The sequence below is a fragment of the Streptomyces sp. NPDC005784 genome (genome assembly GCF_042871525.1).
Classification (GTDB): Bacteria; Actinomycetota; Actinomycetes; order Streptomycetales; family Streptomycetaceae; genus Streptomyces.
Genome location: NZ_JBIAIQ010000015.1, coordinates 142592 through 168860 on the forward strand (window position 1 = coordinate 142592; position 26269 = coordinate 168860).

Consider the following 26269-nt stretch of genomic DNA (forward strand, 5'->3'; position numbering starts at 1 on the left):
ACGCTCTACCGAGTGCGCGAATCCTTTCTCGACGCCCCGAGTGCCCTGACGCGGGCGCGGGCGATCATGCACGACCTGGCTGACTGGACCGCCCTCCCCTGGCCCCAACTGAAGCCGGTCACCACGGCCGAGCAGTACGCACACGCCCTCCAAGCTTTCGACACGGCACGCATCTACGGGAACCAGGGACGGCCCGGCGTTGGTGCTGCCCTGGACGAACTGCGGCGGCAAAGCGTCATCACGTTCGACAACGAAGAGCCGAACTCCTCGTTCGCGGGGTACCTAAGGCTCCGCCCCGACTTGGCCGAACTCTGGCCGCTGCCAGAGGGGCTGACCCTCACGCTGGACTCGGCCCTGCCCTTCGGCCATCCCTACAGCGAGCCCGACGAGAACTGCACCGAGGAGGAACTGGACCAGATGGTCTCGGTGCTCGGGCCGCTGACCCTGAAGGTCAGATGGGACTGTGGCTGGCGCGGCCTCCCCGAGTTCAAGGACTGCGGCGTGCAACTCTGCCTGAACAGCGTCTGGCTGGAGCAGATCGCCAAGCCGTCCCCCGGCGAGTTCGGCGTCTGGGTCTCCCTCGGTCCCCGCGTCGCCTGGACGCCCGAGGGCGAAGCCTGGCTCCGCGACTCCGGACTTCCGCTGGGCGAACCCCAGCAAGGTTGGTGACTCGGACGCCCGGAGCCCTACGCCCCGGTGGAGGCGAGGCGTACGCGCCACTCGCGCGAAGCGCCCGCGCGAAGCGGCCGGGGCTGGGCAGGCCGATCTGGCGGGAGATCTTGGTAAGCGGCAGACCGATGCTTTCGTCAGCTGGCCGGCATCGGTGAGGCGCTACTCGGTGAGTGGTGCGCGCGCATAAGTCCAGTCCCCTTCAGGCGCCCGAGCGCCAGATCGAGAAGACGGTCGGCGTGATCATCCCGGGCGAGGCGCTCGCGGGAATCGGCCACCATGCTGCGACGCGAGCCGGGATCGTCCAGTTCCATGGCCAGGGCGTATGTGAAATCGATGCGGCAGTGGACCGCATTCGCCGCCTGACGGTCCGACGGACCGAGCGGGAGTTGCAACACACAGACGGTCGCCGAAGGGGTGGGCGAGATGCCGGGGCGTCTGTCGCGCGGGCACCAGCTCGTGAAGTCTTCGTCGCACCACAGTCCGTCCAGCGGGTTTCACACCCACACCGCCGTCGTACCGCCCGGGCTGCTCGCCCGCGTGATCTGCGCGGTTAGAGACGGGACTTGCTCGCCGAAACGGGGACGGAGTGACAACAGGCACCTTGAGAACTGCATCGATCTTCGAAACAGTCCTGAGCGTGCCTGCTGATCATGCTGGCGCACCGGAAAACGCCAAAATCCCCGACTGTGAGGATGCGGGAGGCACCGCTCAAGGGTCTGACCCGATCCCCGTGGGGACCAGTTGGGGACCACACGATGCTCGCGACCCTGAACAACACACGCGGGGACGCACGTTCAGCACCCCAGTTCTGCCTGATATGTGCAGGTAGTTCATATGGCCCTCACTCCTGGGGGTCAAGGGGTCGCAGGTTCAAATCCTGTCGTCCCGACTTGTGAGAGTCGGGTCAGGGCCGGTTTCGGAGGAATCCGAAACCGGCCCTCGGTCGTTCCCGGGGACCAGTTGGGACCCGCGTCCTTGACCGGTGTCGACGGGTGACGACGATCGGGTTGGGCAGCGAGCGCGGTGCGCGCAACAACGGCTGCTCGTGTGTCCGAGAGCGGTTCCAGCGAGCCGTGGACGACGGCGACCTGCCTCCGGAGACCTGCCTCCGGAGACCGATCCGGGGCTACTGGCCCGCTACGTCACCACCTTGGCATTCGGCATCGCCGTGCAAGCGACGAGCGGTGTCGGCCGCGATGAGCTCCAGGAGATGGCCGACGCCGCCCTGCGCAACCGGCCGCTCTCCTGAGGACCGCCCGGCGTTCTTCTTCGCGAGCAACTGCTCGCTGTAACTCACCGTGCCGCTCATGCTCCGGCGCGGTCGCCGGCGCTGGCATGGGCTGCCGCCTCTGGGAACGCTCCGACTGCCCCCAGCGCGCCGCACCACCCCTCGGACGCCCGTTGCGGGTCGACCGGAACAGCACCACGTTCGTGCCCTGTCCCGTGGCCCGATCCCCGGAATGACCGAGCAAGGGCACGGCGTCTCGCCGGAAGGAGTGACGCCCTACCTGGCTGTGCGTGGGCGCGGACCCGGCCGAGGTCGCCAGGCCGGCAGGAAACAGCGTCGAGGTTCTCCTGTCCCGTACGCGAAGTGTCTCCATGACCGGCGCGGCGCGGCGTTCAGTACTGCTCGGTCTCCACGAAACCCGCGTCCGCGTCGTCGGCGCCGAAGGCGTCGGCGGCGGCGGTCGGGTCGAATCCGGGCGGGCTGTCCTTGAGGCCCAGGCCCATGCCGGCCAGCTTCGCCTTGACCTCGTCGATGGACTTCGCACCGAAGTTGCGGATGTCCAGGAGGTCGGCCTCGGAGCGGGCGACGAGCTCACCCACGGAGTGGACGCCCTCACGCTTGAGGCAGTTGTACGAGCGGACCGTGAGCTCCAGCTCCTCGATCGGCATGACCAGATCGGCGGCGAGGGCGGCGTCCACCGGGGACGGGCCCATGTCGATGCCCTCGGCGTCGATGTTGAGCTCGCGGGCCAGACCGAACAGCTCGACCAGGGTCTTACCGGCCGACGCCATGGCGTCACGCGGACGCATGGCCTGCTTGGTCTCGACGTCGACGATCAGCTTGTCGAAGTCGGTGCGCTGCTCGACACGGGTCGCCTCGACCTTGTACGTGACCTTCAGCACCGGCGAGTAGATCGAGTCGACCGGGATGCGCCCGATCTCCTGACCGACCTGCTTGTTCTGGACGGCGGAGACGTAGCCGCGACCGCGCTCGACGGTCAGCTCCATCTCCAGCTTGCCCTTGCCGTTGAGCGTGGCGAGGACGAGGTCGGGGTTGTGGACCTCGACACCGGCCGGGGGCGCGATGTCGGCGGCGGTGACCAGACCCGGACCCTGCTTGCGCAGGTACATCACGACCGGCTCGTCGTGCTCCGAGGAGACGACCAGCTGCTTGATGTTGAGGATCAGGTCGGTGACGTCCTCCTTGACGCCCGGCACGGTGGTGAACTCGTGCAGGACACCGTCGATGCGGATGCTGGTGACAGCAGCGCCGGGGATCGACGAGAGGAGGGTTCGACGCAGGGAGTTGCCGAGGGTGTAGCCGAAGCCCGGCTCCAGCGGCTCGATCACGAACCGGGAGCGGAACTCGTCGACGACCTCTTCGGTCAGGGACGGACGCTGAGCAATCAGCACGGGGTGTTGCCTCCAGTGGTTTGGCGCCCGCTATGTGACGCCGTAGACACCACGAAGGGTACGGGCGATCCGGGCGATCCGGTCTCCGCAGAGGCCAAACCGCCCGTCACCCCAACCCGGCGGGGTGGGTTGGGGCTGCCATTCCGCCCTCGCCCCCACGGCCGTTCCTGCTTTACCCGCGTCCATCGCTCGGGCGCGCAGGGCGGCCAGGCAGGCATGCGGGGCCACGGCAGGGTGATGTCGTGGTCATGGCGTTGGCCGGGACAGTTGGCAGGGGTGGTGTACGGGACGTCCACGTCGCCGCCTTGGTGCCCGTGCCGTCGGGACATTGGTTGGATCGGGATCCGGGGGATACCTCGTCCGACCGCTGGTCATCATCGCCGTGCCAATCGTGGCGGGCACCCGAGGTTGAGCCGTGCGGATGACGTTCCAGTACCTCGCCGGACCACCGCCGACCGCACATCCCGAGCAGGCCGTCGTCCCGTGATACGACAGCCATGAGGCCCGTATGCCGACGTGTTTCAGATGGCTTCTGATACCGAGGAGACGATGAACGTGTCGGCCACACCCGCCGAATCTTCCCCCGCCGCACCAATGGATCCGCTCGCGCTGATCCGCAGCCGCCGGTACGTGGTTCTGCTCGTGATGGCGGCGCTTCTCGGCATCCCGGTCTCCGCGGTCGCGTTCGGATTCCTCGCACTCGTGTCCGAACTCCAGTCGTTGACCTACACCGACCTGCCCACAGGCCTGGGCTTCGACGGGACGCCGTCGTGGTGGCCGATCCCGCTCCTGACCCTGGCCGGACTGCTGGTGGCGCTGACCATCCGCTACCTGCCGGGGGAGGGTGGGCACAAGCCGGCCGAGGGTCTCGTCGCCAAGGGAGCGCCGTCGGCGGCGGAACTGCCCGGCATCGCACTCGCGGCAGTGGCCTCGCTGGGAATGGGCGTGGTGCTCGGGCCCGAGGCACCGCTCATCGCGCTCGGCGGAGGCCTGGCGGTGTACGCCGTCAGATCGGTGAAGCGTGACATCCAGCCGAACGCGAGCGCCGTGCTGGGCGCCGCGGGAAGTTTCGCGGCCGTCAGCACGCTGCTCGGCTCCCCTCTGCTCGGCGCGTTCCTCCTGATGGAGGCCGCGGGCCTCGGTGGCGTGATGATGGGCGTCGTCCTGGTGCCGGGCCTGCTCGCGGCGGGCGTCGGCGCACTGATCTTCACCGGACTCGGGTCGTGGACCGGGCTGGGCACGTACTCCCTGGTGCTTGACCACGTGCCGCACGCCGACCGCCCGGACATCGCCGGGTTCGGCTGGGCGCTTGCCGTCGGGGTGGCCGCCGCCCTGCTCGGGACGGGCATCCGTCGGGCGGCACTGTTCCTGCAGCCACGGGTCGAGCGGCGGCGGGTGGCGGCCACCGCGCTGGCCGGTGCCCTCGTGGGAGTGGCCGCGCTCGTGTACGCCGAGGGGACGGGGAAGGCGGCGTCCGACGTGCTGTACTCGGGTCAGAGCGCGCTCGGCCCGCTGCTGGCCGGTCAGTCCGGATACACGGCAGCCGCCCTGGTCGTGCTCGTGGTCTGCAAGGCCGTCGCCTACAGCCTCTCCCTCAGCAGCTTCCGCGGCGGCCCGGTCTTTCCGTCGATGTTCGTAGGCGCGGCCGTCGGGCTGGCCATGAGCCACCTCCCCGGGCTGGACGTGACATCGGGCTTCGCGATGGGCGTCGGCGCCATGTGCGTGGCGATGCTGAAACTGCCGATGACCGCCGTGCTGCTGGCCACCCTGCTCCTGGGAACACAGGGCCTCACCGTCATGCCTCTCGTGATCGTCGCGGTCGTGGTCTCCTACGTCCTCTCGCAGCGGCTCGCCCCCGCCGCCGCTACCGCATCGCTCCCGGCGACAGGAGCCCCGTGAGCCGTCGGTCCCCGCTCCGCCGCACGGGGCCGACTCCCCTGGCCCGGTCGTGGCGTTCCGCCGCCGACGGCGGGACGCCCGTCCCGTCCCGCCCCGACCCCCGGCGGAACCGAAGTTCTGCGCACCGGGCCGTTCCGTAGCCGGGCCGACTGGTGGAGCCCACCGCCGCTGCGGCTCCAGGGGCCTCCGTCCGACCGAAAACAGACGCCTTGTCGATGGGAGGACCCCGCATCTTTGGGCTATCACGTCCCCGGGATCACCTACTCGGAGCACTGGGGGCCGCCCAGCCGCCCTCGCCGTCCACCGGCTCGGCAACAACGGCACCGACCGGAAACTCCTCAAATCCTGGCCGCTCGGGCACCTGACCACCGCGAGCCCACTCGTCATGTCCTGCTGAATCGCCGGGGAACAGGCCGAGATGTCGCCGGAGGCCGTATCGGAATTCCGATACGGCCTCCGGCTGTTTCGTGTGCACCGCACGGGACCGATGTGGGCGCCGCTGGGCGATGTCCTCGGACCGCCCGGAAAATGCGGGTCAGGCTTGGTCCAGGAGCGCGACCAGGGCCTTCCGCAGGGTCGTCCGGGGGTCCTTGGACGGGCCCTCGGACCGCCAGGCGACGAAGCCGTCGGGGCGGACCAGCACCGCACCGTCCGCGGAGACGCCGTGGACCGCCGCCCAGTCCGTGTCGACCGCGGGGACCAGGTCCGCCTCGGGCCCGCCGCCGATCCGGTACGAGTCGAGCGGGACGCACAGCTGCCGGGCCGTGTCCTTCGCCGCCGCGTGCCACGCGCCGGCACCGTCCGCCGAGCTCAGCAGCACCATGGAACGCTCGTACAGATCGAGGGTGGAGATCCGGGCGCCCGCGCGGGTCAGCCACAGGTGCGGCGCCCGGGTCCCCGGCTCGCCCGTCAGCCGTACACCCTCCGGCACGACCGGAGCGGCCGCGTCGGCGCCCAGCACCGCGCCCTTCGGGTAGCGGTAGGCGAGCGCCACATTGAGAATCCCGCCCTTCCTGCCGCCGGGGCCGCCCGGCCCGCCCTGCCCGCCGGCTCCCGGCTCCGGGGTGTACCCGGGGTGGCTGTGCTCGACCGAACGCGACGAGGCGCGGGCGCTCGTCGCCTCCGCCACCGGCCGGCGCTCCGCGTCGTACGACTTCAGCAGACCCGGGCCGGCCCAGCCACCCAGCACCGCGGACAGCTTCCAGGCGAGATTGTGCGCGTCCTGGATACCGGTGTTGGAGCCGAACGCCCCGGTGGGGGACATCTCGTGGGCCGAGTCGCCGGCCAGGAACACCCGTCCCTGCGCGTACCGTTCGGCGACCCGCTCCGCCGCGTGCCAGGCCGCCCGGCCGGTGATCTCCACGTCGAGATCCGGCACGCCGATGGCCCGCCGGATGTGCTCGACGCAGCGCTCGTCGGTGAACTCCTCCAGCGTTTCCCCGTGTTCGGGGTGCCAGGGCGCGTGGAAGACCCAGTGCTCCTTGTTGTCCACGGGCAGCAGAGCCCCGTCGGCCTCCGGATCGGTCAGATAGCAGACGATGAACCGCCGGTCGCCGACGACCTCCGCGAGACCGCGGGAGGTGAACGTGAGACTCACGTTGTGGAACAGGTCGCCCGGACCCGTCTGCCCGATGCGGAGCGTGTCGCGGACGGGGCTGCGCGGACCGTCCGCCGCGACGAGGTAGTCCGCGCGGATCGTCGTGTGCTCACCGGTCTCCCGGCTCTTGACCTTCGCCGTCACTCCTTCGGAGTCCTGCTCGAACGACATCAGCTCCGTGGAGAACCGCAGATCGGCGCCCAGCTCCCGGGCGCTCTCCAGCAGCACCGGTTCGAGGTCGTTCTGGCTGCACAGGCACCAGGCGCCCGGGCTGAAACGGGCCAGCCCGCCGCCCGGGTCGATCTCCTTGAACAGCCACTCCCCGGCATCGCCCACCAGGGTCGGCGTCTGCAGGATGCCGTGGTTCTCCGCGAGGACCGACGCGGCCTCCTCGATGCGCCGCTGCACCCCGGCCACCCGGAAGATCTCCATGGTGCGCACATTGTTGCCGCGACCGCGCGGGTGGATCGAGGTACCCGCGTGACGCTCGACCAGGATGTGCGGCACCCCGAGGCGCCCCAGGAACAGCGAGGTGGACAGGCCCACCAGCGAGCCGCCGACGATGAGGACGGGCGTGTGGTGACCGATGTCTCCGGCGTCTTCGAATCGGTTCATTGACTGCCTCCAGCGTCACCTGCGACGTGAGTGAGGAATGGGTACGCAAATTCCATCCCCTGCAGGGACCGGTTCGCTCGGCGGGGGCACCCGGATGGCGCGCGGTTCACTCGTCCGACCCGTGGGGCTCGCGAACTTCCGGCCTCGCGTCAACGATCAGCTCATGGCGGCCCCGGCGCTTCGGACACCGCGGTCGTTCCTGACTTCCGTGACGAAGAGGAGAGGTGTGCCGCAATGGCAGTCTCGGGACGTATCTCGCAGTCGGCGTTCGACGGCTCCAAGCTTCGGGTGATCCTGCTGCTCGACCTGTACGAAGGCGCTCAGCAGCAGTTCCTCGACGCGTACGAACTCATGCGCAACCAGGTCGCCTCGATCCCCGGCCACATCAGCGACCAGCTGTGCCAGTCGATCGAGAACCCCTCGCAGTGGCTCATCACCAGCGAGTGGGAGAGTGCCCCGCCCTTCCTCGCCTGGGTGAACAGCGAGGAGCACGTCGAGACCGTCCGGCCGATGCACAGCTGCGTCCGCGACACCCGGTCGATGCGCTACAGCATCCTCCGCGAGACCAGCCCCGCCGAGCCCCTGACCCCGGAGTCGGCCAGGACGCCCCGGCAGGTCGAGGCCCGCGTCGGCGACGGTGTCGCGCGCCACGCCCTCACCTTCACCGTCAAGCCCGGATCCGAGTCGAAGGTCGCGGAGATCCTGGCCGGGTACCAGTCGCCCCAGGCCCAGGTGGACGACAAGACCCGGCTGCGCCGCACCTCGCTGTTCATGCACGGCAACCGCGTCGTGCGGGCCGTCGAGGTGGAGGGCGACCTCCTCGCCGCGCTGCGCCACGTATCGCGCCAGCCCGAGGTGCGGGCGGTCGAGGAGGCCATCAACCCCTACCTGGAGCAGGACCGGGACCTGAGCGACGCCGACTCGGCGCGGGTCTTCTTCACCCGTGCGGCGCTCCCGGCGGTGCACCACGTGGTCTCCGGCCGCAAGGAACCCGCGAAGCTGCGCCGGCACGCGCTGTACTACCCGGCCCGGCAGGGCTGCGGCATGGAACTGGCCCGGCTGCTCGCCCACCAGGACGAGGCCGCGGCCGACGACAAGGACAGCCCGGTGTACAGCAGCACCGTGTTCCAGCGCGACGACATCGTGGTGCGGCTCATCGACATCGTCGGCGAGCTCGACGCCGACCCGGTCGCCTCCCTCGGCCTCAAGGGCGCCAAGAAGGCCGCGGAGCTGGAGCGCCTCCTCGACGGTTCCGCGATCGGCGTCGAAGGCTCCCTGGGGACGGAACGCAACATCAACCGCCTCCTGTCGCACGCCGACATGCTGCCGATCACCGACCGAAGCTCGGCGGGCTCCTGACGGACCGCCGCAGCCCGCGTCCCCGGACGTCCCATCCGACGTCCTCGCCACACCCGGAGGTATCAAGCATGATCAAGCACCATCCACGCATCGTGGACCTGAGCGAGACGGAACCGAACCGCAGGCGCGGAGGAGACATCCGGGCCCTGCTCACGCCCGCCACGGCGGGGTCCACCAGCGGATTCATGGGGCTGGCCATCATCCAGCCCGGTGAGCGCATCGGCGAGCACTACCACCCGTACTCCGAGGAGTTCGTGTACGTCGTCAGCGGCGCCCTCGAAGTGGATCTGGACGGTGAGGCGTTCGGGCTCCGGCCCGACCAGGGTCTGTTGATCCCGATCGACATGCGGCACCGCTTCCGCAACGTCGGCGACGAGGAAGCCCGCATGGTCTTCCACCTGGGCCCGCTCGCCCCGCGTCCGAGCCTCGGCCACGTCGACACCGAAGAGACCGACGCCGCGCCCGGCCACGAGGTCGTCATCGGCGGGCCGGACCTGTCCGCGCCGGACCACGGACAGCCGTCCGAGCGAAGTGGGGCCATACAGTGACCCGGCGGGTGGCCGTCACCGGTATCGGTGTGGTCGCTCCGGGAGGCACCGGGGCAAAGGCGTTCTGGGACCTCCTCGCGGCCGGCCGCACCGCGACCCGCGGTATCACGCTGTTCGACCCGGAGGGCCTGCGCTCGCGCATAGCCGCCGAATGCGACTTCGACCCGCTCGAGCACGGACTCGACCCGGACATGAGCCGCCACGCCGACCGCTACATACAGTTCGCCGTGGTCGCCGCCGGGGAAGCGGTCCGTGACTCAGGACTCGACGCCGGCCGGGAGGACCCCTGGCGCGTCGGAGTCTGCCTGGGCAGCGCCGTCGGCGGCACCACCCGACTGGAGCACGACTACGTCCTGGTCAGCGAAGGGGGCCGGCGCTGGGACGTGGACCACCGCACGGCCGACCCGCAGCTGCACCTGGCGTTCTCGCCCAGCACGCTCGCCTCGGTCGTCGCCTCGCAGTTCGGGGCGCAGGGACCGGTGCAGACCGTCTCCACCGGCTGCACCTCCGGACTCGACGCGGTCGGATACGCCTTCCACACCATCGAGGAGGGCCGGGCCGACGTCTGCATAGCCGGGGCGTCCGACTCGCCGATATCCCCGATCACGATGGCCTGCTTCGACGCCATCAAGGCCACGTCGCCCAACAACGACGACCCCGAGCACGCCTCCCGGCCCTTCGACGCAGACCGCAACGGCTTCGTCATGGGCGAGGGCGCGGCCGTACTGGTCCTGGAGGAGTACGAGCACGCCCGGGCCCGCGGCGCGCACATCTACTGCGAGATCGGCGGCTACGCCACCTACGGCAACGCCTATCACATGACCGGTCTGACCAGCGAGGGCCTGGAAATGTCCCGGGCGATCGACAGCACCCTCGACCAGGCCCGCCTCGACCCCACGCTGATCGACTACGTCAACGCGCACGGCTCGGGCACCCGGCAGAACGACCGGCACGAGACCGCCGCGGTCAAGCAGTCCCTGGGCGAGCACGCGTACGACACGCCCATGAGCTCCATCAAATCCATGGTGGGCCACTCGCTGGGCGCGATCGGCGCGATCGAGGTCGTCGCCTGCGTCCTCGCCCTGAAGCACCAGGTGGTGCCGCCCACGGCGAACTACGAAACCCCCGACCCCGAATGCGACCTGGACTACGTGCCGCGCACCGCACGCCCCCGGAAGCTCAGGAATGTGCTCTCCGTCGGCAGCGGGTTCGGCGGATTCCAGTCCGCGGTGCTCCTGACCGGGCCGGGTGGGAGGACACGATGAGCACTCAGCGCCCCCGGCGCGCGGCAGTCACCGGAATCGGTGTGATCGCGCCCAACGGATTGCGCGCCGACGCCTACTGGAAGTCCGTCAGGGAAGGCCTCGGCGTGCTGGACCGGATCACCCGCGAGGGCTGCGAGCATCTGCCGCTGCGCGTCGCGGGTGAGGTCCGGGCCTTCGATGCCGCGGACCTCATCGAGGAGCGGTTCCTCGTCCAGACCGACCGATTCAGCCATTTCGCGATGGCCGCGACCGTCCTCGCCCTCGACGACGCGGGCCTCGGAGCGGTCGACCCCGAGGAGGCGTACGACATCGGAGTGGTCACCGCCGCCGGATCCGGCGGCGGCGAGTTCGGCCAGCGGGAACTGCAGAAACTGTGGGGCCAGGGCTCCCGGTTCGTGGGCCCGTACCAGTCCATCGCCTGGTTCTACGCGGCGAGCACCGGCCAGATCTCCATCCGCGGCGGCTTCAAGGGGCCGTGCGGGGTCGTCGCGAGCGACGAGGCCGGGGGACTGGACGCCATCGCGCACGCCGCCCGGGGTGTACGGCGCGGCACCGGCGCGATGGTCGTCGGCGCCGCGGAGGCGCCCCTGGCCCCGTACTCGATGGTCTGCCAGCTCGCCTACCCCGAGCTCAGTACCGTCGAGGACCCCGATCGCGCCTACCGCCCCTTCACCAAGGGAGCCTGCGGCTTTGTACCCGCGGAGGGCGGCGCCATGCTCGTCGTGGAGGACGAGGGGCGTGCGCGCGACCGGGGAGCGGCGGTCCGGGCCGTCGTCGCCGGACACGCGGCCACGTTCACCGGCGCCTCGCAGTGGGAGCGGTCCCGGGAGGGACTCGCGCACGCGATCCGCGGCGCCCTCGCCGAGGCCGACTGCGCCCCGGAGGAGATCGACGTCGTCTTCGCCGACGCCCTGGGCGTCCCGGCGGCGGACCGCGCCGAAGCCCTGGCCATCGCCGACGCCCTGGGGGCGCACGGCACCCGGGTACCCGTCACGGCGCCCAAGACGGGAATCGGACGGGCCTACTGCGGGGCGCCCCTGCTGGACACCGCGGCCGCGGTGCTCGCGATGGAGCACGGCCAGATTCCCCCCACCCCCAACGTGTTCGACATCTGCCACGACCTCGACCTGGTGATGTCGAACGCCCGCCCCGCCGAACTGCGCACGGCCCTGGTCCTCAGCAGGGGACTCATGGGGTCCAACGCGGCCCTGGTCGTGCGCCGCGGCGGAGACCACGCCCGGTAGTCCGGGCAGCACGTGAGGAGAACACCCGCATGATCACCACCGAAGTGACCGTCGACGAACTGGCCGCGCTCATGAAGAAGGCGGCCGGGATAACCGTCGACCCCAAGGAACTCGCCGGGTCCATGGACGCGCCGTTCGGCACCCTCGGACTCGACTCGCTCGCCCTGCTCGGCATCGTCGGCGAGCTGGAGAACCGGTACAGCCGGCCCCTGCCGCCCGACGCGGAGCGCTGCAAGACGCCTCGCGCGTTCCTCGATCTCGTCAACGACACCCTCAAGGCTGGAGCCTGAAGTGGCCGGACACACCGAGAACAGCATCGTCATCGACGCCCCGCTCGACCTCGTCTGGGACATCACCAACGACATCGAGAACTGGCCGCAGCTCTTCAGCGAGTACGCGTCCCTCGAAGTCCTCTCCCGGGACGGCGACACGACGACCTTCCGCCTCACCATGCACCCCGACGAGAACGGGAAGGTGTGGAGCTGGGTCTCGCAGAGAACCGTGGACCGAGCGAAGCGAACCGTCCGGGCACGCCGGGTCGAGACGGGACCGTTCGCGCACATGAACATCCGGTGGGAGTACGAGGAGACCCCGGCCGGCACCCACATGCGCTGGGTGCAGGACTTCGCGATGAAGCCCGACGCCCCGGTCGACGACGCCTGGATGACGGACAACATCAACCGCAACTCCGTCACACAGATGGCCCTCATCCGGGACCGGATCGAGCAGGCCGCCCGCGAGCGCCGCAGCCCGGCCGCCATGCCCCGCTGACCGACGGCACCGGCACAGAAAGGACACCCGATGCACCACGCCCTGATCGTCGCCCGCATGGCGCCCGACTCGGCGCCGGCGATCTCCGACGTGTTCGCCGCCTCCGACCGGGGTGAACTCCCGCACCTCATCGGCGTCAACCGGCGCAGCCTCTTCCAGTTCGGTGACGTGTATCTGCACCTCATCGAGTCCGAGCGGGACCCCGGACCGGCCATCGCGAAGATCGCCGGACACCCCGAGTTCCGGAGCGTGAGCGAGGAACTGTCGGCGTACGTCAGCGCGTACGACCCGCAGACGTGGCGGAGCCCCAAGGACGCCATGGCGCACTGCTTCTACCGCTGGGAGCGGGACGCCGCCGGCTGAGCGGGCGTCCGGACACAACCCGAGGCCGCCGGCTCCGCGACGAAGCGGAACCGGCGGCCTCGGGATTTCTCGGGTGCCTTCCGGATCAGCCGGGGACGGTGCACTCGAAGGCGTGCAGATAGGCGTTCACCGGGCGGATCTCGCCGATGACCAGGCCCGCGGCCGTGAGCCGGTCGACCATGCTCTGCCGGGTGTGCTTGGCACCGCCGACGTTGAGGAGCAGCAGCAGGTCCATGGCCGTCGTGAACCTCATCGACGGGGTGTCGTCCACGAGGTTCTCGATGACGACGACCCGGGCACCGGGCCGTGCGGCCTTGCGGACGTTCGAAAGCGCCCTGCGGGTGCTCTCGTCGTCCCACTCCAGGATGTTCTTGATGATGTACACGTCCGCCTGGACCGGGATGTCCTCACGGCAGTCCCCGGCCACGATCCGCACCCGGTCGGCCAGCGCCCCGCCGCTCCGCAGTCGCGGATCGGCGTTCTCCACCACGCCCGGCAGATCGAGCAGGGTGCCGTGCATGCCGGGGTGCTTCTCCAGCAGACTGGCCACGACGTGTCCCTGACCGCCACCGATGTCGGCGACCGCCTTCACACCCCGCAGGTCGAGCAGGTCCGCGACGTCCCGCGCCGACTGCGAACTGGACGTCGTCATCGCCCGGTTGAAGACGTGCGCGGACTCGGGGGCGTCCTCGTTGAGGTACGTGAAGAACTCCTTGTCGTACACGTCCTCGAAGACGTTGCGGCCGGAACGGACCGCCTCGTCGAGCTGCGGCCACACGTTCCACGTCCAGGGCTCGGTGCACCACAGGGCGATGTACCGCAGGCTGTTCGGGTCGTCCTCGCGCAGGAGCCGGGACATCTCCGTGTGCGCGAACGTGCCGTCGGGGCGCTCCGTGAAGACTCCCTGGCAGGACAGGGCGCGCAGCAGCCGGCGCAGGGTCCCCGGCTGGGTCTTCACCGCGGCGGCCAGGTCCTCCGCGCTCATGGGCGTTTCGTCCAGGGCGTCCGCCACACCCAGCCGCGCCGCGGCGCGTACGGCGGCGGCGCAGGCCGCCCCGAAGACGAGTTCCCTCAGCCGCATGGGCGGCGGGGGACTCTGATCGACAGTCGTCATTCAATGCCTCGTTTCTGGTGTCGTGCCGTACGGGCAGACCGGATCGGTCCGAACGGGGGGCGGACCGGGCTGAACGGAGGCAGGACCGGGCCGTACGGGGGTGCGGACCCGGCTCTGCGGTCGGGCCGGGACGTCAGCACAATCCGGCGGGCTCGGAGACCTTGCAGGTGTTGCCCGGGAACGTGTTGCCCTTGCCGGTGTCGCGGTTGGCCAGGTCGGACGGGCCGTTGCGCAGGACCACGTTGTCGCGCACGACGTTGCGCTCGCTGAGCGCGCCCACGAAGCTCTTGAACAGCACGATGCCGCCCGACAGCGGGGACGTGCCCACGTTGTCCTCGACCCGGTTGTGCGTCACGCGCACGTCCTCCGCGCCGGTGAGGACGATTCCCGAGCCCTGGAGGGCGGGCAGCCGGGCGGTCTTGGGGCAGGACTTGTTGTTGGCGTGGATGTAGTTCCGGCGCACGGACAGGTCCCCGACCCGGGGCTTGTTCTCGTCACCCACGATGAACACGGCGGTGCAGTTGCCGGTGGCCTCGTTGCGGGCGACGGTCAGGTTCCGCAGCCGCCGCACCGTGATGCCGATCCGGTTGCCGCTCAACTGGTTGTGGGCGACCAGCGTGCCCTTGGTGTCGCGGGCTCCCTCCTCGGTGGCGACCGTGTTGGAAAGGAACACTCCGGCGTCGCCGTTGTCCTTCGCGACGTTGCGGACGAACTTCGTGCGAACGGACCTCTCCTCGGCGAGGCCCCACTGGCCGTTCTTCTCGGCGGTCACCCCGCGGACCGTCAGCCCGTCGGTCCCCGACGCCCACAGACCCTGCTTGGAGAAGCCCCTGAGGGTCAGTGAGGCGACGGTGACGCCCCGGACGCGACTCTTGTCCGTCCCTGTCACACAAATGCCGTTGCCCGCCTTGGCGCACGCGTCGGTGGTGGACGTACCCGGCACGATGACGGTGGCACGGGCGCTCGCGCCCCGCAGGGTCAGGTTCGCCACCGTGATGGTGACGCTCTCGTGGTAAGTGCCGGGGGCGACGACGACGGTGTCGCCCGCTCGCGCCGAGTTCACGGCCTTCTGGATGGATTCACCCGGGCGTACCAGGTGCACTGACGGGTGGTCGGCCGGCAGAGCGGCACCCACGCCGGACGCCACGACCACCGCGGTGCACGCGAGGTAGGCCATCTGTTGTTTGGTCATAGGCCGAAGTTATGAACGGGTGTTCCGGCCCGCCACCGGTGATCCCCCAGGTGGGCCGCAGCTGTCACCGTGACGCGCCGGGAGGACCTCACGACGACGCCGCCCCGGCCGGAGGATCCGGCCGGGGCGGCGTGCGCGGAACCGTGCCCGCGGGGGTGGTGCTGGGGTGGTGCGTGGGTCAGGCGAGGATCGCCAGCGTCTCGTTCCAGGTGGCGGACGGGCGCATGACCTTCGCGGCCTTGGCCGGGTCGGGCTGGTAGTAGCCGCCGATGTCGGCCGGGTTGCCCTGGACCGCGTTCAGCTCGTCGACGATCGTCTGCTCCTGCGCGGTGAGCGTCTCGGCGAGCTGGGCGAACGCCTTGGCGAGGTCCGCGTCGTCGGTCTGCCGCGCCAGCTCGTCCGCCCAGTACAGGGAGAGGAAGAAGTGGCTGCCGCGGTTGTCGATGCCGCCGACGCGACGGGTCGGCGACTTGTCCTCGTTGAGGAAGGTCGCCGTCGCGCGGTCGAGGGTGTCGGCGAGCACCTGGGCGCGCGCGTTGCCCGTGGTGGTCGCGAGGTGCTCGAAGCTGGAGGCCAGCGCGAGGAACTCACCGAGGCTGTCCCAGCGCAGGTAGTTCTCCTTGACGAGCTGCTGCACGTGCTTCGGGGCGGAGCCGCCGGCGCCCGTCTCGAAGAGGCCGCCGCCCGCCATCAGCGGGACGATCGACAGCATCTTGGCGCTGGTGCCCAGCTCCAGGATCGGGAACAGGTCGGTCAGGTAGTCGCGCAGCACGTTGCCGGTGACCGAGATCGTGTCCTCGCCGCGGCGGATGCGCTCCACCGACAGCTTGGTCGCCTCGACCGGGGACAGGATGCGGATGTCCAGGCCCTCGGTGTCGTGCTCCGGCAGGTACCGCTTGATCTTCTCGATGAGGACGGCGTCGTGGGCGCGGTCCTCGTCCAGCCAGAACACGGTCGGGTCGCCGGTGGCGCGGGCGCGGGTGACGGCCAGCTTCACCCAGTCGCGGATCGGGGCGTCCTTGGTCTGGCAGGCGCGGAAGATGTCGCCGGCGGAGACGGCCTGCTCCAGGACGACGTTGCCGGCCCGGTCGACGAGGCGGACCGTGCCGGTCGTCGGGATCTCGAAGGTCTTGTCGTGGCTGCCGTACTCCTCGGCCTTCTGCGCCATCAGACCGACGTTCGGGACGGTGCCCATGGTCGACGGGTCGAAGGCGCCGTTGGCGCGGCAGTCGTCGATGACGACCTGGTAGACACCGGAGTAGCTGCTGTCCGGCAGGACCGCGAGGGTGTCGGCCTCCTGGCCGTCCGGACCCCACATGTGGCCGGAGGTGCGGATCATGGCCGGCATCGAGGCGTCGACGATGACGTCGGACGGCACGTGCAGGTTCGTGATGCCCTTGTCGGAGTCGACCATCGCGAGGGCCGGGCCCTCGGCGAGTTCGGCGTCGAAGGACGCCTTGATCTCGGCACCCTCGGGCAGCGCCTCCAGGCCCTTGTAGATGCCGCCGAGACCGTCGTTCGGGGTCAGACCGGCGGCGGCGAGCGTCGCGCCGTGCGCGGCGAACGTCTTCGGGAAGAAGGCGCGCACCACGTGACCGAAGACGATCGGGTCGGAGACCTTCATCATCGTGGCCTTGAGGTGCACCGAGAACAGCACGTCCTCGGCCTTGGCGCGGGCGATCTGCTCCGTGAGGAACTCGCGCAGCGGCGCGACGTGCAGGACGGACGCGTCCACGACCTCGTCCGCGAGGACGGGTACGGACTCGCGCAGCACGGTGGTGGAGCCGTCGTCGCCGACCAGCTCGATCCGCAGCGAGCCGGCCTCCGAGATCACCGCGGACTTCTCGGTGGACCGGAAGTCGTCGACGCCCATCGTGGCGACGTTCGTCTTCGAGTCGGACGTCCACTTGCCCATGCGGTGCGGGTGGGTCTTGGCGTAGTTCTTGACCGACGCGGGGGCGCGGCGGTCGGAGTTGCCCTCGCGCAGCACCGGGTTCACGGCGCTGCCCTTGACCTTGTCGTAACGGGCGCGGATGTCGCGCTCCTCGTCCGACTTCGGGTCGTCCGGGTAGTCCGGGAGTGCGTAGCCCTGGGCCTGCAGCTCGGCGACCGCGGCCTTGAGCTGGGGGATCGAGGCCGAGATGTTCGGCAGCTTGATGATGTTCGCGCCGGGCGTCTTGGCCAGCTCACCGAGCTCGGACAGGGCGTCCTCGATGCGCTGGTCCTCCTGGAGGAACTCCGGGAAGAGGGCGATGATGCGCCCGGCCAGCGAGATGTCACGGGTCTCCACAGTGACACCCGCCTGCGAGGCGTACGCCTGGACCACCGGCAGGAACGAATACGTCGCCAGGGCCGGGGCCTCGTCAGTGTGCGTGTAAATGATGGTCGAGTCAGTCACCGGGTGCTCCGCTCCACGTCTGCAACATTGCTCGACATCAAGATATCTCCTGAGCGGCCCCGGCTCGACAGGGGTCCGTCCCGGGTCGGGCCGGGCGTGGCGGAAACCGCCGTCCGCATCGGACCGGGCGGGCCGGACCGGACACCGCCCCCGTCGCGCCGCGCCGGGGCGGAAGTGAAAACGGCGGCCGAAGTGAACGCGGAATTGCCGGTTCGAGGCAACCGGGCGCCCCGCCCAGGCGTACTGGAGGGTGATCGCGTACTTGATCTTGCGGCGGAACGCCAGGCTCCCCGCCGCCCGAACGAAAGCGGACCATGAGATATCGCACCAGAGTGACGGCCCCCGCGGCCGCGCTGCTCGGCACGGCCGCCGCGCTCGTCGCCGCACCCACGGCCTCGGCGCGGCCCCTCGCCTTAAGGCCTGATGAGGGCACCCCGGGCGCGGAGACCCTCGGCGATTCCGTCTTCCCGGCCCTCGGCAACGACGGCTACCGCGTCGAGGCGTACCACCTCGACTTCTCGTACGACGCCACGACCCGGCTGGTCGACGCCAAGGCGACCCTGATGATCAGGGCGACCCAGGACCTCTCCCGCTTCTCGCTCGACGCGCTCGGCCTGGACGTGCGCGTGGTGCAGGTCGGCGGTGTCGCGGCCGGCTTCGAGCAGGCGGGCGAGAAGCTGCGGGTCACCCCGGCCCGGACCCTGCCGAGGTCCCGTGCCGTCGCGGTCTGCGTCGAGTACCGCGCCGACCCGGCCAAGGCGCTCGCGCACACCGCCTGGGTTCCCACCCCCGACGGCTTCGCGGTCTGCCCCCAGCCGAACTCCGCGCACACCGTCTTCCCGTGCAACGACCACCCGGTGGACAAGGCGGACTTCAGTTTCCGCATCACCGTGCCGAACACCCTGCGCGGTGTCGCGAACGGCACGCTGGTCTGCACGGAGAGCCTGGACGGCGACCGGACCGCGTACACGTACCGCTCGGGTTCCCCGATAGCCACCGAGCTGGTGCAGATCACGGTCGGCGACTACGTCGTCAAGGAGCGGCAGGGCCCGAACGGGCTGGGGCTTCGGGATGTCGTCCCGACCGCGCGCGCCGCCGCGCTGGAGCCGGCGCTAGCGCTCACCCCCGGCCTTGTCGACTGGCTGGAACAGCGCCTCGGCGCCTACCCGTTCGAGACGTACGGGCTGCTGCCCTGCAACTCCGACGACGCGAACGCCTTCGACTTCACGGGCCTGGAGACCCAGACCCTGACGCTGTACAAGCCGAACTTCCTGCTCCAGGAGGAGAAGAAGATCGGCTCGCACATGATGCACGAGCTGGTCCACTCCTGGTTCGGCAACAGCGTCAGCCCGGCCAACTGGGCCGATCTGTGGCTGAACGAGGGCCACGCGGACTTCTACGGGCTGCTCTACCGCTACGAGCGCGGCTGGGCCGACTCGCTCGGCATGACCACCATGGAAGCCCGGATGAAGGACACGTACGCCAGGGGCGACCAGTGGCGCAACGACTCCGGGCCCGTCGCCGCGCCGAACGAGGCCAACCTCTTCGACAACCAGCGCTACCTGGGCGGTGTCCTGGTCCTCTACGCGCTGCGCGAGGCCCTCGGTGAGGACGTCTTCAACCGCATCGAGCGCACCTTCCTCGCGCGCCACCGCAACTCCGCGGCGACCACCGCGGACTACATCGCGGTCGTCTCCGAGATCTCCGGACAGGACCAGTCCGGTTTCCTGAACGACTGGCTGTACGGGACGAGGACACCGCGTATGCCGAACCACCCGGACTGGACGGTCACCCCGGTGGTGTCGAGCCTGGTCGCGCCGCGCAACCGCGCGCCCGGCCACTACCCGGACTCGACCGCCACGCTCTGATCGCGCCGGCGACCGGCGGGGGCAACCGGCGGGGGGCCGGGCGGAGTGTTCCGCCCGGCCCCCCCGGACCGATCTCAGGTCGTCAACGGACGGGCTCTCAGGGCCGTTTCGCGGCCTCGCGCTGATGGGGGATGGCGGTCTCCAGGAATCCCGCGCCGCCGGGCTGGAGCGCGACCGTCCGGGCGGGCGACGGAATCCGGATGCCCTCGTCCCGGTAGCGCTTGTGCAGGCGCTTGATGAACTCGTGCTTGATCCGGTACTGGTCGCTGAACTCGCCCACGCCGAGGATCACGGTGAGACCGATGCGGGAGTCGCCGAAGGTGTGGAAACGCACCGCGGGTTCGTGCTCCGGGACGGCGCCGTCGATCCCGGTCATCACCTGGGCGACGACCTCGTTGGTGACCCGCTCGACGTGGTCCAGGTCGCTGTCGTAGCCGACGCCGACCTGCACGGTGAGCGTCATCCGTTGCTCGGGCCGGGTGAAGTTGGTCATGTTGGTGCCCGAGAGCTGGGCGTTGGGGATGATGACCAGGTTGTTGGAGAGCTGACGGACCGTGGTGTTGCGCCAGTTGATGTCGACGACATACCCCTCCTCGCCGCTGCTCAGCTGGATGTAGTCGCCCGGCTGGATCGTCTTCGACGCGAGGATGTGCACGCCCGCGAAGAGATTGGCGAGAGTGTCCTGGAGGGCGAGGGCGACGGCCAGACCGCCCACGCCCAAGGCCGTCAGCAGCGGCGCGATCGAGATCCCGAGGGTCTGCAGGACGATCAGGAAGCCGATCGCCAGCACCACGACCCGGGTGATGTTGACGAAGATGGTGGCCGAACCGGCGACGCCCGAGCGGGACTGGGTCACCGACCGGACCAGGCCGGTGATCAGCCGGGCCGCGGTGACCGTCGTGACCAGGATGAGCAGGACGGTCAGCGACCGGTTGACGGTGCGGCCGACCGGCGCCGTCAGCGGAAGCACCGCGGCCGCCGCCGCGATGCCCCCGGCGACGGCCGACCACGGCACCACGGTGCGCAGCGCGTCCACCATGACGTCGTCGCCGCTCCAGCGGGTGCGCTCGGCGTGCCTGCCCAGCCAGCGCAGCAGCATCCGCAGCAGGAACGCCGCCAGCAGCCCGGCTGCCACGGCTATTCCGGCGATCATCAGGTCGTCCACGGTGACGGAGCGCTTCATCGATGACCTCCTCGGAAGCCGGGACCGGGGTGAGGGCCCGCGGGCCGAATGTGCTGTGTCGTCACTTGCCACCTGCTCGAATCCGGGAACGCACGATCATGCCCGGACGGGTGTTCGTCGTCGTCCGGGGGGACCGCTCATCCTGCCGCATCCGCATGCCCCTCCGTCACCAGCCCTGTGTGCCAGCCCTCTTGACGGCCGGCCCGGCCAACTGCCTTTGCCGGCGGGGGCGCAGGTGCGGGTGGCCGTCGCGCGGGCTCCGGCGTCACCGCCACGGCCAGGAGTTGCTCGCCCTGCCGTCGCGGCCGGCCCTCGCGGGACAACTGCGGGCCCGGCCCGGTCTTCCACATCCGGGAACGGCGGCCGGCGCTTCAAACGGTCTTCTCGCTGTCCCTACCGCTCCTTGACCTCGACGCGTGCTGTGTTGTTCTTCGGGCGGGGGTCTCCCTCCCGGTACATCGTGGTGACGAAACCGGGCCGCAGATCCCCTGACGCCTCGATGCGGAACTCGAACACGTACCGCAGCTCCTCCCCGGCCGCGAGGTACTGCCCGCCGGTGCCCCCGCAGCTGTAACCCCGCCCCTTGGGCTTGCCCAGCCCCACATTGTCCTCATATCGCGTGGAGGGCCGGTTCGTTTTGTGCCCGAAGCAGATCGGCGGGGCGTGCACCACGGTCACGCCCGGAGGCACGGACAGCCACAACGGGGCGTAGGCGCTCCTCCCCTCCTTCTGCGTGGGGTTCCTGGAACCGGGCCCGAGGTTGCGCACGGTGAACTCCGCCCGCACCACGTCGCCGGGCCTGCCCCGCAGGGTGGTCCCGGTGACGGCGAAGTCCGCCGTGTTGGCCACGTCGACGGCGGTGCGCAGTGGATGCTGCACCTTTGCGTCCGTGCGCAGGTGCGTGGCGGCGGAGGACCGGGGGACGGCCGTCAGCTCGTCGGGTGCGTCGCCCATCCGTTCATTGCCCAGGGGCACCTGCACCAGGGGGGCGTCGGCCGACATCGATCTCACTTGGTACCCGACGCCTTCCCACATGGCGTGGACGTCGGCCCGTACCGCGCCGAGATCGAGGTCGTACGAGGCCAGCGGTTCGAAGGGGCCCAGCACCTTGCAACTCACGGTCGCCGAGCCGGTCTCCGAGCGCACCCACACGCAGTTGCGGAACCGTTTGGTGAGCGACAGGCCCGACGAAAGCGTCAGTTCGACCCGGACCGCAGGGAGAGGCGCGCGGGTGAAGTTGGTGAAGCCACCCGGCAGTGGCAGCGTCCCGCCGGGGGCGAGCCGTTCGCGGGCGTTCGCCCCCCGGTCGAACGTCGGCCCGGTCTCCGGCACCGTGACCGTGTACCGCTGCATGCCGCGCGAGCCGTCCCCGGCGGTGGCCGTGATCCGCACCTGATGGGAGGTTCCCGTGGCTGAGGTCTTCGGGCGGCCGACGCGCACCGCTCCGGCCCGGACGGGCACGCCCCGCCGGACCGGGCCGATGCCGTCACAGACACCGATCAGGTCGCCGTCGGGGTCGCAGGGCACGTCCACGTCGTCCGAGACGGCCTTCAGGGCGGAGGCGTCGATCGTCACAGTGACGTCGGTGAGGTCCGCCCGTCCCACGTCGGACACCCAGATGCCGTTGGAGTGGGCGGTCTTGTCCATGGGGGCGATCTCCTCCCACGGTGTGTCGATGACCACGACCAGGGGGCGTGTTGTGGCGTCCGGCCGGGTGGTGTTCGCGTCGGCGGGTGCCGTGGTCAGCAGGGCGCCCGCCGCCAGAGCCATGCCGACGAGTGTGAGGCGAGGGGAGCGCCGGGGGGTGCGATTCATCAGGACTCCTCCCGGAGGGTGTGGGAAGCCTCGGACCGGCGCCGCCGCCACAGGGCGCCGCCGCCCAGGGCCAGTGCCGCGGCGATGCCGCCGCCGATGAGGACGTGGGAGGGGGAGACGCCCCCGCTCGAGGCCGACGGGAGGGACGGGGCGTCGGCGATGTCGACCTTGATGGCGGCCGAGTCGTTCGACGGGTCGCTGTCGTCGCGTTGGTCGGACGTCGCCATTTCGATCCTGCCGGGCCTGTTGTCGGCCCGGTCGATGCGGAACACGAAGGGGAAGTACTCGAACTGCCCCGGGGACATGGTCCGGCTCTTGTCGAGACGGTGCTGCCAGCAGTAGTAGTGGGACGCGCCCGGGGCACCCTTGTCCCCGTGTCCTCGCTCCTTGCCCCGGCAGAAGTCGGGGACCTCGACGGCCGTCAGTCCGGGCGGCACCGTCAGGTTGACCACTACCGCCGTCTCGTTGTCCTCCTCGCTGTCGAAGACGGCCCGTATGCCCGCGGGACCGTTGTTGACGAAGAAGAAGTCGGCCTTGACTCTGTCTCCCCGCTTGCCGCGCAGGGTCACCTCGTTGAGCGCGAGGTCGACGGGGTTGTCGACGTCCAGACGGGTCGACACCACGTCGTACGAAGCCGAAGCCGAAGCCGAAGCCGAAGCCGAAGCCGAACGGACGTACCGGTCCGCGTGGTCACGCTCGCCGAAGGTCAGCTGGCGGCCTGTGCCCCGGCGTGTGCCTTCCGGCGGCTTGGCGTCGACGCCCACGCTGTAGTAGATGTTCCCGAAGCGCGCCGCGTTGTCGACGTTCACCTTGCCGAAGTCCAGGTCGTAGGACCGGCCGGACCGGATCGTGCCTTCCAGCCGGCAGGTCATTCCGTCGACCAGCAAGGTGTCGTTGTCCTCCTCGTACCAGCAGTTGCCGAACTCCTCCGCGAAGGAGAGGTAGTCGGCGAGCTGAACCTCCACATACAGGGTGTCGAGCGTTCGTCCCGTGCTGTTGGTGAATCCTCCGGGCAGGTCGAACTTCGCCCCGGGGGTCGTGGTGACCTTCTCGACCGCCCGGTCGAAGCGGGGCTTGTCCTCCTCGGCGGCGGCGAGGTGCGGTGTCCCAAGGGCCAGCAGCAGACCGGCCACCAGAGACAGTGACCAGGCACGACCGGACGGCTGCCCGAGCGTGCGGCTCTCTCGACGGGGCAAAAGCCCTCCCTCTGTCGTGGAACGCCGGTGGGCCGACCCCTCGGGGCCGGCCCACCGGACGGTGTGTTCGCACGCTGAGACCATGATCGCCGTACGAAGGTTGTACGACCCGGGCGTCGGACCTCGCTGCCGGCGGTGGCATCGTGGTCGACGCCCGCGCGGCGCCGAATGGCGCACCCGCATCGCCGCCCTGGCAGGGCATCCGCCGGGGCGGTCGCCCGCTCGCCGCCGCGGCCTGAACGACCCGGCGAACCCAGGCGGTCGGAGTACTGGTGCCGGAGCGGGCGTCGGCCCCGGTGTCAGACTCCGCCGAACGAACCGTGCCGCCCCGCGCCGGAGGCGAAGCGGGCCGCGCCTTCCATGCTTTCGTCCAGTACGCCCATGCCGTACCGGAGTTCGGTCCGCATGGCCTCCTTCTCGATCAGGCCCTCCTGGTCGAGGACCGAGGCACGGTCGCTGCGCAGACAGGACTGCGGGAAGTCTGCGATCTCGGCGGCCAGTTGCTCGGCCTCGGTGCGGGCCCGGCCCACCGGGACGAGCCGGTTGGCGAGCCCCATCCCGTACGCCTCCGGAGCGGTGACCGGGCGACCGGTGAGGATCATGTCCATCGCGCGGCTCATGCCGATGAGCCGGGGCAGTCGTACCGTGCCCCCGTCGATCAGCGGGACACCCCAGCGGCGGCAGAACACCCCGAAGACGGCGTCCTCCTCGGCGACCCGCAGATCGCACCAGAGCGCCAGCTCCAGACCGCCGGCCACGGCGTGTCCCGCGACCGCCGCGATCACCGGCTTGGTCAGCCGCAGCCGGGTGGGACCCATCGGCCCGTCACCGTCCTCGGCGACCTCGTTGCCGCGCTCGGTACCGATGGCCTTGAGGTCCGCGCCCGCGCAGAAGGTGCCGCCCTCGCCCCACAGCACGGCGACGCGAGCCGTCTCGTCGGCCTCGAACTTCCGGAAGGCGTCCGCGAGTTCGGCGGCGGTCGCACCGTCCACCGCGTTGCGGGCGGCGGGCCGGGAGAGGACGACGGTGGTGACGTAACCCTGACGTTCGATCCGGACCGGCATCGCGCTGCCCCTTTCTGAGTCGGCGCGCCTCATCGCACGCCGTGGCTACTCCTCGGTATCACAGCACGCGACAGAACGCACCACCCGGAGCGGACGGGCTCCGTCCCCTGCCGTGGGGCGTGCGGCCGATCCCCCGCGAGACCGGGAGCCGACGGGCTCGGCCTCTGGTGTCCGGATCCCGGGTTGAGCAGTTCGTGCGACTCGGAGCCGACGGGCTCGGCCTCTGACACCCGGATCCCGGGTTGAGCAGTTCGTGCGACTCGGAGCCGACGGGCTCGGCCTCCGGTGTCCGGAACCCGGGTTGAGCAGATCGTGCGACCGGGGGCCGACGGGCTCGGCCTCTGACACCCGGCTCCCGGGGTTGAGCAGACCGGCCGCACGGGAACGGGCCGGGCGGCGGCTCGGATCACCTTCGGCTCAGATCACCTTGTAGCGGACCAGCGCCCCCAGCGTCAGCGCCCCAGGGAGGAGCGGCAGCCACACGGTGATGATCCGGTACGCCAGCACCACCGCGGTCGCCACCGCCACCGGGCCGCCCGCGGCGACCAGCGCCAGGATCAGCGCCGCCTCCACCGAACCGAGACCGCCGGGCGTCGGCACCATCGCGACCGCCACCGTCGCCGCCAAATAGGCGATCATCATGTGCGTGGGCGACACCGGGAGCCCCAGCGCACGCCCCACCGCGGCCAGTCCGGCCGCCTGGAGCAGCGGGAAGGCGAGCGAGCCGCCCCACAGGGCGAAGGCCCGGGACGGACGGGTGTGCACCGAGCGGGCCTCGCCGAACGCGGTGCGCAGGAAGGAGAAGACGGCCGCGCGCAGCCGCCGTACGAGAGCGAGCGCCGCCACCGCGGCGCACACGGCCGCTCCGATGCCGAGCAGCAGCGGGCCGGCCGTCCCGTCCGGCAGCAGACCGCCGAGCCGCAGCGCTCCGGGGAACGCGATCAGCAGACCGATGAGGAGGCTCAGCCGGGTGACCGACTCGGCGAGCAGATACAGCGCGAGCGCGGCCGACGAGCGGGCCAGTGGCACTCCGCACACGGTCATGAACCGCAGATTGACCGCCCCGGCGCCGAGCCCCGTCGGCAGCAGATGGTTCGCCGCGCCCGCGGCGAACTGCGTGGCGAGGAGCCGGCGCGCAGGCAGCCGTTCCATGACCGCGCCCTGGCGGGTCACGGCCGCGGCGACCCAGGTCAGACAGGTCGCGGCGGCCGCGGCCACGAGCCAGGGCCACTCGGCCGACTTCAGATGGCCGAAGCCCTCCATGAGCACGGACCGGTGGCGCACGGCCACCACCAGGACCAGGGCCAGCGGGAGCAGGCACAGGACCGGCCGGGCGGCAGGCCTCAGGGTGAGGCGGCGGGGGAGCCGGGGCAGTGCCCGGGGAAGTCGTACGGCTGTCACATCGGGAGAGGTTTTCCACACCGCACCAACGTGAGGTTGCGGGCGCGGAGACTGCGGCTGACACG

Annotated in this window: 22 protein-coding genes and 1 pseudogene; 12 read left to right on the forward strand and 11 right to left on the reverse strand. The window is 70.5% G+C overall.

Features of this window, described 5'->3' with window-relative positions:
* Positions 1-12: 12 nt before the first annotated feature.
* Positions 13-669 carry a hypothetical protein gene (locus ACFYR3_RS23920; protein ID WP_389284682.1) on the forward strand — a complete coding sequence of 219 codons (657 nt, stop codon included), beginning with the start codon at positions 13-15 and terminating at the stop codon, positions 667-669.
* 137 nt (positions 670-806) lie between these two features.
* Here ACFYR3_RS23920 and ACFYR3_RS23925 read toward each other — a convergent pair whose 3' ends face one another.
* Entirely contained in the window at positions 807-1160 is a 354-nt protein-coding gene (locus ACFYR3_RS23925) for a transposase (RefSeq protein ID WP_389284705.1), read from the reverse strand.
* Between the two features lie 662 nt (positions 1161-1822).
* On the opposite strand from ACFYR3_RS23925, the gene ACFYR3_RS23930 reads away from it, so the two are divergent.
* Both ACFYR3_RS23930 and ACFYR3_RS23935 read left to right on the forward strand, forming a co-directional pair.
* The gene (locus tag ACFYR3_RS23930; protein WP_389284683.1) at positions 1823-1921 is read left to right on the forward strand and encodes a TetR family transcriptional regulator; all 99 of its coding nucleotides are present in this window, start codon (positions 1823-1825) and stop codon (positions 1919-1921) included.
* 77 nt (positions 1922-1998) lie between these two features.
* A pseudogene (locus ACFYR3_RS23935) lies at positions 1999-2136 on the forward strand (short-chain fatty acyl-CoA regulator family protein); the annotation flags it as partial.
* A gap of 156 nt (positions 2137-2292) precedes the next feature.
* On the opposite strand, the gene ACFYR3_RS23940 reads toward ACFYR3_RS23935, so the two are convergent.
* Positions 2293-3312 (reverse strand): DNA-directed RNA polymerase subunit alpha, encoded by a 1020-nt coding sequence (locus ACFYR3_RS23940; protein ID WP_389284684.1) that lies wholly within the window; start codon positions 3310-3312, stop codon positions 2293-2295.
* Between the two features lie 555 nt (positions 3313-3867).
* On the opposite strand from ACFYR3_RS23940, the gene ACFYR3_RS23945 reads away from it, so the two are divergent.
* The gene (locus ACFYR3_RS23945; RefSeq protein WP_389284706.1) at positions 3868-5211 is read left to right on the forward strand and encodes a chloride channel protein; all 1344 of its coding nucleotides are present in this window, start codon (positions 3868-3870) and stop codon (positions 5209-5211) included.
* Positions 5212-5746: 535 nt separating this feature from the next.
* Here the strand turns inward: ACFYR3_RS23945 and ACFYR3_RS23950 are convergent.
* Positions 5747-7423 carry an FAD-dependent oxidoreductase gene (locus tag ACFYR3_RS23950; RefSeq protein ID WP_389284685.1) on the reverse strand — a complete coding sequence of 559 codons (1677 nt, stop codon included), beginning with the start codon at positions 7421-7423 and terminating at the stop codon, positions 5747-5749.
* 234 nt (positions 7424-7657) lie between these two features.
* Here ACFYR3_RS23950 and ACFYR3_RS23955 point away from each other — a divergent pair, with 234 nt between their 5' ends.
* The 7 genes from ACFYR3_RS23955 to ACFYR3_RS23985 all read left to right on the forward strand — a co-directional run bounded on the left by ACFYR3_RS23955 (position 7658) and on the right by ACFYR3_RS23985 (position 12973).
* Positions 7658-8782, forward strand: coding sequence for a SchA/CurD-like domain-containing protein (locus ACFYR3_RS23955; protein WP_355854171.1), 1125 nt, complete (start codon positions 7658-7660; stop codon positions 8780-8782).
* Between the two features lie 68 nt (positions 8783-8850).
* Complete coding sequence (locus ACFYR3_RS23960; RefSeq protein WP_355854174.1) at positions 8851-9330, forward strand: cupin domain-containing protein; 480 nt, start codon at positions 8851-8853, stop codon at positions 9328-9330.
* Entirely contained in the window at positions 9327-10595 is a 1269-nt protein-coding gene (locus ACFYR3_RS23965; protein WP_356786356.1) for a beta-ketoacyl-[acyl-carrier-protein] synthase family protein, read from the forward strand. Before ACFYR3_RS23960 ends, ACFYR3_RS23965 begins: the two co-directional genes overlap by 4 nt.
* Entirely contained in the window at positions 10592-11839 is a 1248-nt protein-coding gene (locus ACFYR3_RS23970) for a ketosynthase chain-length factor (protein ID WP_355854178.1), read from the forward strand. Before ACFYR3_RS23965 ends, ACFYR3_RS23970 begins: the two co-directional genes overlap by 4 nt.
* 29 nt (positions 11840-11868) lie before the next feature.
* Positions 11869-12129: an acyl carrier protein gene (locus ACFYR3_RS23975; protein WP_355854181.1), complete on the forward strand. Its 261-nt coding sequence runs from the start codon at positions 11869-11871 to the stop codon at positions 12127-12129.
* Position 12130: 1 nt separating this feature from the next.
* Positions 12131-12610: an SRPBCC family protein gene (locus tag ACFYR3_RS23980; RefSeq protein WP_355854184.1), complete on the forward strand. Its 480-nt coding sequence runs from the start codon at positions 12131-12133 to the stop codon at positions 12608-12610.
* Positions 12611-12640: 30 nt separating this feature from the next.
* Entirely contained in the window at positions 12641-12973 is a 333-nt protein-coding gene (locus tag ACFYR3_RS23985) for a TcmI family type II polyketide cyclase (protein ID WP_355854187.1), read from the forward strand.
* Between the two features lie 85 nt (positions 12974-13058).
* Here ACFYR3_RS23985 and ACFYR3_RS23990 read toward each other — a convergent pair whose 3' ends face one another.
* From ACFYR3_RS23990 to ACFYR3_RS24000, 3 genes are all read right to left on the reverse strand, one after another.
* Entirely contained in the window at positions 13059-14087 is a 1029-nt protein-coding gene (locus ACFYR3_RS23990) for a methyltransferase (protein WP_355854190.1), read from the reverse strand.
* Positions 14088-14220: 133 nt separating this feature from the next.
* Complete coding sequence (locus tag ACFYR3_RS23995) at positions 14221-15279, reverse strand: right-handed parallel beta-helix repeat-containing protein (protein WP_355854193.1); 1059 nt, start codon at positions 15277-15279, stop codon at positions 14221-14223.
* Between the two features lie 178 nt (positions 15280-15457).
* A complete protein-coding gene (locus ACFYR3_RS24000) occupies positions 15458-17677 on the reverse strand; it encodes an NADP-dependent isocitrate dehydrogenase (protein ID WP_356786353.1) in 2220 nt (739 codons plus the stop codon).
* Between the two features lie 314 nt (positions 17678-17991).
* Between ACFYR3_RS24000 and ACFYR3_RS24005 the strand changes: the two genes are divergently transcribed.
* Entirely contained in the window at positions 17992-19545 is a 1554-nt protein-coding gene (locus ACFYR3_RS24005) for a M1 family metallopeptidase (RefSeq protein ID WP_389284686.1), read from the forward strand.
* A 97-nt stretch (positions 19546-19642) separates the two neighbouring features.
* Here the strand turns inward: ACFYR3_RS24005 and ACFYR3_RS24010 are convergent, their stop codons facing one another.
* The 5 genes from ACFYR3_RS24010 to ACFYR3_RS24030 all read right to left on the reverse strand — a co-directional run bounded on the left by ACFYR3_RS24010 (position 19643) and on the right by ACFYR3_RS24030 (position 26204).
* A complete protein-coding gene (locus ACFYR3_RS24010; RefSeq protein ID WP_355854202.1) occupies positions 19643-20728 on the reverse strand; it encodes a mechanosensitive ion channel family protein in 1086 nt (361 codons plus the stop codon).
* A gap of 393 nt (positions 20729-21121) precedes the next feature.
* Positions 21122-22543 (reverse strand): hypothetical protein, encoded by a 1422-nt coding sequence (locus ACFYR3_RS24015; RefSeq protein ID WP_389284687.1) that lies wholly within the window; start codon positions 22541-22543, stop codon positions 21122-21124.
* Positions 22543-23739: a hypothetical protein gene (locus ACFYR3_RS24020; RefSeq protein ID WP_389284688.1), complete on the reverse strand. Its 1197-nt coding sequence runs from the start codon at positions 23737-23739 to the stop codon at positions 22543-22545. The genes ACFYR3_RS24015 and ACFYR3_RS24020 overlap by 1 nt, the downstream gene beginning before the upstream one ends.
* Before the next feature lie 299 nt (positions 23740-24038).
* A complete protein-coding gene (locus tag ACFYR3_RS24025; RefSeq protein WP_389284689.1) occupies positions 24039-24803 on the reverse strand; it encodes a crotonase/enoyl-CoA hydratase family protein in 765 nt (254 codons plus the stop codon).
* 417 nt (positions 24804-25220) lie between these two features.
* Positions 25221-26204 carry a lysylphosphatidylglycerol synthase transmembrane domain-containing protein gene (locus ACFYR3_RS24030; RefSeq protein WP_355854217.1) on the reverse strand — a complete coding sequence of 328 codons (984 nt, stop codon included), beginning with the start codon at positions 26202-26204 and terminating at the stop codon, positions 25221-25223.
* Positions 26205-26269: the final 65 nt, after the last annotated feature.